Origin of the sequence: Streptomyces sp. NPDC002730, from assembly GCF_042888805.1 — a bacterium.
Classification (GTDB): domain Bacteria; phylum Actinomycetota; class Actinomycetes; order Streptomycetales; family Streptomycetaceae; genus Streptomyces.
On sequence record NZ_JBIAQG010000029.1, the window covers coordinates 32776 to 37475 of the forward strand.

The 4700-nt window shown below is 68.3% G+C and carries 7 protein-coding genes; 5 read left to right on the top strand and 2 right to left on the bottom strand.

Annotated features, from left to right (window positions below):
* A partial coding sequence (locus ACFYXH_RS41000; protein WP_389574570.1) for a beta-propeller fold lactonase family protein occupies positions 1-1390 on the bottom strand: 1390 nt, incomplete at its 3' end.
* 949 nt (positions 1391-2339) lie between these two features.
* Between ACFYXH_RS41000 and ACFYXH_RS41005 the strand changes: the two genes are divergently transcribed.
* The 4 genes from ACFYXH_RS41005 (at position 2340) to ACFYXH_RS41020 (ending at position 4018) form a co-directional block, all read left to right on the top strand.
* Entirely contained in the window at positions 2340-2552 is a 213-nt protein-coding gene (locus tag ACFYXH_RS41005; protein ID WP_389574573.1) for a hypothetical protein, read from the top strand.
* Positions 2553-2732: 180 nt separating this feature from the next.
* The gene (locus ACFYXH_RS41010; protein ID WP_389574576.1) at positions 2733-3584 is read left to right on the top strand and encodes a hypothetical protein; all 852 of its coding nucleotides are present in this window, start codon (positions 2733-2735) and stop codon (positions 3582-3584) included.
* A gap of 3 nt (positions 3585-3587) precedes the next feature.
* Complete coding sequence (locus ACFYXH_RS41015) at positions 3588-3893, top strand: hypothetical protein (protein WP_389574579.1); 306 nt, start codon at positions 3588-3590, stop codon at positions 3891-3893.
* Complete coding sequence (locus tag ACFYXH_RS41020) at positions 3890-4018, top strand: hypothetical protein (protein WP_389574582.1); 129 nt, start codon at positions 3890-3892, stop codon at positions 4016-4018. The genes ACFYXH_RS41015 and ACFYXH_RS41020 overlap by 4 nt, the downstream gene beginning before the upstream one ends.
* Here ACFYXH_RS41020 and ACFYXH_RS41025 read toward each other — a convergent pair.
* Positions 4015-4140: a hypothetical protein gene (locus ACFYXH_RS41025; RefSeq protein WP_389574585.1), complete on the bottom strand. Its 126-nt coding sequence runs from the start codon at positions 4138-4140 to the stop codon at positions 4015-4017. The two genes, ACFYXH_RS41020 and ACFYXH_RS41025, sit on opposite strands and share 4 nt — an antisense overlap.
* A gap of 442 nt (positions 4141-4582) precedes the next feature.
* Here ACFYXH_RS41025 and ACFYXH_RS41030 point away from each other — a divergent pair.
* Positions 4583-4700: DUF397 domain-containing protein (locus ACFYXH_RS41030; protein ID WP_389574588.1), on the top strand; the 118-nt coding region annotated here is incomplete at its 3' end.

Here is a 4700-nt window from a genome sequence, read left to right on the forward strand (position 1 = left end):
CGCCGGTGCCGGTGAACGTCGGGGTGTTGTCGGTGATCGTGGCCCCGTTAGCCGGACTGGTAATCACCGGCGGGGCGGCGATTGTCACGGTCACCGAGGTGCCGGTGGAGGTGCCCTGGGGATTGGTGGCGGTGGGAGTGAAGGTGTAGGTGCCGTTCGGGATCGTCGTGGCCGCCGTGCATGACCAGGCCCCCGACCCGTCCACGGTAGCGGTACAGATCGTGGCGCCATCCCCGTCTTCGACGGTAACAGTGTCACCCACTCCGCCGGTGCCGGTGAACGTCGGGGTGCTGTCGTGGATCGTGGCCCCGTTAGCCGGACTGGTAATCACCGGCGTGGTCAACGGAACCGTCACCACGGCCGCGATCGTCACACCGGTCGGGAAGTCGCCGACGGTGACGGTGGCGGTGACGGTGTTGTTGGTCGTGTTGATGACCGACACGTTGTCCGAGCCGGTGTTGGTGACGTAGGCGAACGCCCCGTCCGGGGTGATGGCCACGCCTCGTGGGTTGCTGCCGACGGTGACGGTGGCGGGAAGGGCAGTGTTGGTGGTCGTGTTGATGACCGACACGTCGTCCGAGTCGGCGTTGGTGACGTAGGCGAACGCCCCGTCCGGGGTGATGGCCACGCCTCGTGGGTTGCTGCCGACGGTGACGGTGGCGGGAAGGGCAGTGTTGGTGGTCGTGTTGATGACCGACACGTCGTCCGAGTCGGCGTTGGTGACGTAGGCGAACGCCCCGTCGGGAGTGATGGCCACACCTTGCGGGTTGTTGCCGACGGTGACGGTGGTGATGAGGCTGTTGTCGTCCGTATTGATCACCGCCACACTGCCCGTTTGGAGAGCGACGTAGAGGCGGTCCTCGTCCGGACTGACCGCCAGGCCGTGCGGCTGGGCGCCGAGCAGGATGGTGGTGACGGAGTTGTTGTCGGCCGTGTTGATTACCGACATCGTTTGGTTCCCTTGGGAGCTGTTGGCGACGTAGACGCGGGTGCCGGCCGGATTGACCGCCACCGCTTCTGGTCCAGCGCCGACAGGGACCGTGGCGATGACCGTGTCGGTGGCCGTGCTGATCACCGACACCGTGTTCGAGATTGCGTTGGTGACGTAGGCGCGGGTGCCGGCGGGATTGACCGCCACACCCTTGGGTTCGTTGCCGACGGTGATGGTCGCCGCGACCGTGTTGGTGGCGGTGTTGACTACGGACACGGTGTCCGAGTTGCTGTTGGCGACGTAGGCGTAGGTACCGGCGGGGACGGCGGTAGCCGGCGGCGCTGTGATCACCGGCAGCGCCAGCCCGGTGATCAGGGTCATCCCCACCGCGGCCGCCCGCGCCCTGCTCCACCACCGCAGCGCACCGCCTCTCCTGCCCGGCGGCTCCCTGTCTGGCATTCGACGTCCGATCACTTTGATCTCCCGCATCACAACAGCGGCCCCGCACGTCGCCGACAGGCCGCGATCACCGACGGTGATTCAGTCGTTACCATAAGCCATGATTGTTGTCCATTCGGTCCTCCGAAACGGCCACGCAGGAACCAAAAGAGCTGGACAAGAGCCCCGGCTCACCCACCGGGAGCCTTCTCACCCGTAGATCACGAACGTGAGGACGACTGCGGCGAACGACGAGAGTCTGCTCGGACCGATCCGGACACCGTGGAAGAGTCTCCACTGCCTAACGGCTCATCACCCGGCCCCGTTCGCCTGCCCCTCGTGGCGGATGGCTGGGGCCTTCGTGCCGCCTGTCCGGTGGGACGGTGAGTGGTTTTGGGGCTGCGCTCGACATCGCGGGCGGTTGGAGCGGCTTTGGCCGGTGTCCTGTTCGGGTGGGGGTCGGGCATGGTCAGGGGGCCGTACGGTTCCCGGCAACTCGGGCAGGCTTGCCCCTGCCCGGAATGTGAACGAGTGGCCCCCTGGTCTTGCCCGACGCGGGCCCCGGCCCGAACAGGTGGGTAGAGCCGTGGAAGCCGTCCGCCCCGGCCACCGTCGACCCCGTGACGGCGGGTCGTGTCTGCTGGGGCGGTCGGTCGTTGGGGCTGGTGCATGCCCACGGCCTGTCCGGCGAGCTTCTCCCCGTTCGCCGGACGGCGACTGTGACGGCCCCGAACATCGCGTTTGCGCGTCCCTGCCGCGTGGTCTCCGGGGCGGTCGGCTGTCTGGAGGCGGTCACCGTGGCTTGCGGCTGGGTCTGGGCAACGGGGTTGTGTGCGGCTGATCGTGGAGTGTGCGCCCGCTCGGTGCGCTGGGGTGGGCTGATGGTGTGGCTGCGGGCCTGTCGGGTTGCTGGGGGACGACATCCGCAACTGGGACGACGCCAACCCCATCAACCTCCAGGACCCGGCCTATGTCGGTGTCGCCTCCAAGTGATCACCGCTCCTTCAGCGGCACCTCCACCACCCAGGCCGAAGCCCTGCCGCCCGACGTCCTCGCCGCCGTGCTGAAGGCCGCGATCACCTCCCACCGCGACGTGCGCGTCCTGGCAGCACTCCTTGAGCGCGAGGAAGACGAACGCCGCCGTCTCCTTCAGAGCCTCGGATACGACCCTGACGTCGGCTGAACCGGTGCGCCGGCGTCGCCGGCCCTGTGCGTCGCTCGTTGGGGCCGGGTGTCTGCGAACGTTCCCGCCCGCCTGGTGGGCCTTGGTGTACTGGAGTGTCGGAGCAGGGCGAAGCAGGGGAGCGGGACGTTTGGCCGGGTACAGCAGGGGTTACACCGTCGAGCCGAGGGGCGCGTGCGCGTGACGGACTTCAAGGACTTCGAGTGGGTGGTGTGGCGCCTCGAGGTCCAGGACCCTCAGCAGCTCGCGGGCGAGGATCCGGGCCTGGACGAGCGCACCCAGGAGACGATGACGGAGCTCACGGCCTCGCTGGGCTGCGTGTACGAGCACTGCGTCGACTACGACTCCTACGACGACGGAACGCCGTACTACGCCTGGTGGGTTCGCCTGCCCGCGGCCGAGCATGGCCGACTCGACAAGGACGGCCTCCCGCAGGCGCTTGGCCCGCTGCGCCAGTACCTGACCACCCAGCTTCCCGACGGCCTGAAGTGGGAGATCACGCCGGACCGCGAGTACACGGTCGACCACGCCGGCAGCGTGGCCATGCGGACGGCTTACGACGATCTGATCGCTCCGTTCGAGCGCGCCCTGATGCCGCTGCGTGTGGACGGGGCCGATGCTCTCGATCCGCGGGCGAAGGTCTGGAAATGGGAGGGGAACCTGCTGGTCGGCACGTTCGACCTGTGGCTGTGCAACGACCCGGACCGCCCGCACACCTGGCTGGTGGTCACCGTCGGCCTGTGGACCGAGCCGCAGCTCTTCGACGAAGAACCCGCAGCGCGCCTGGGCCACTTCGACTTCACCCCGCACCACCCGCTGCTCTTCCTGCCCCGCCCGCCGGCCCCGGCGACCTTCACCGCCCGCGTCACCTCCGGCTCCTTCCCCGGCAAGAGCACCTCCAGGACGAAGGCCACCGACACCATTGGTACGGCTCACCAGTGGACGGCCAACGACCCCGACGTCCTGGCAGAGCGGGTCGCCCACGACCTCAAGCTGCTGTGGCCGCACCTCACCGGCCCGGAAGAGAGCTGACGGATGGCCTCGTACGCGAAGGACCCGCGCTGCACCGCCATGGCCGAAGTCCTCGTGCCCCTGCTGCGCCGCAACTGCCCGGAAGGCGCGGGCGGATTCGGTGGCTCGTACCAGGTCAATCTGGATGACGAGGAGGCCGTCGGACTGGGCGGGGTGGAGCTGATCCGGGCCGCGATGCGTAAAGCGGCCCGGCAGCTCGGCTGGAAGGTCACCACGATCGGGATGAACGCCGCCACGGCACCATGGTCGTCGTCCAGGACGTGCGCGAGGTGCCCGAGGAGCACCAGGCCGTCCTCAACGATGCCATGAACGACCGGATGCGAGCCGCGCTGCACAAGGTGTGGGGCGAGCCGGGCCCGGCTCCTGTCCAGCGCGGCTCGGTGGCCTTGATGACTCAGGAGTTCCGCGCGGCCGTTGCCACGGGCAGCGCCTAACGCTGTACCGGAGCCTGGGCGGCCTGGGCGAAGTGCAGCACGACGGCCTTGGCTCCGGCGGCGACCTCATCGACCAGAGCGTCGCTGCGCGGGTCGGCCGCATGGCGCGTAGCCCAGATCATGGCGAACTTGATGATCTGGTCGACGTCGCTCGGACGCAACAGGATCGCGTCGCCGGTGTGCAGCGGCTCGGGCCGGCGGTGCTGCCACAGCCGGTAGAAGCGACCGTCGGCGTTCGATGATCACGACGCACCCGAGTCTGTCAGCGCCGCTCCCGGCCCCGCAGAGCTTCCCCCCAGCCCGGCGCCGCTGACTGCAACACCAGCCCATGGCCCTGCAATGCGCGCAGTGAAACACGGCCGCGCGTTTCACCCCTGACCTGCGGTGACACCTCGAATTGAGGCTCTTGGCAACCGTGTTGCACCTCGCGTTGCAGGATCACGCCATATGCGGGCCGCGCAGCTGACCATCGGGGCTGACGTCGGGGCGCCTGGCAGGGCGCCTTCCAGGGCACCCAGAGTCCTTGAGCATGATCAAGAATGCAATCGAGGAGTTCTGATTCTCATGACCAACCAGGACGACGCCCTGCAGAGCGCTGAGTGGTTCACGTCCAGCTACAGCAACGATCAGGGCGGTCAGTGTGTCCAGGCAGCGCGCCTGGCCAGGGGCAAAGTCCGGAAGA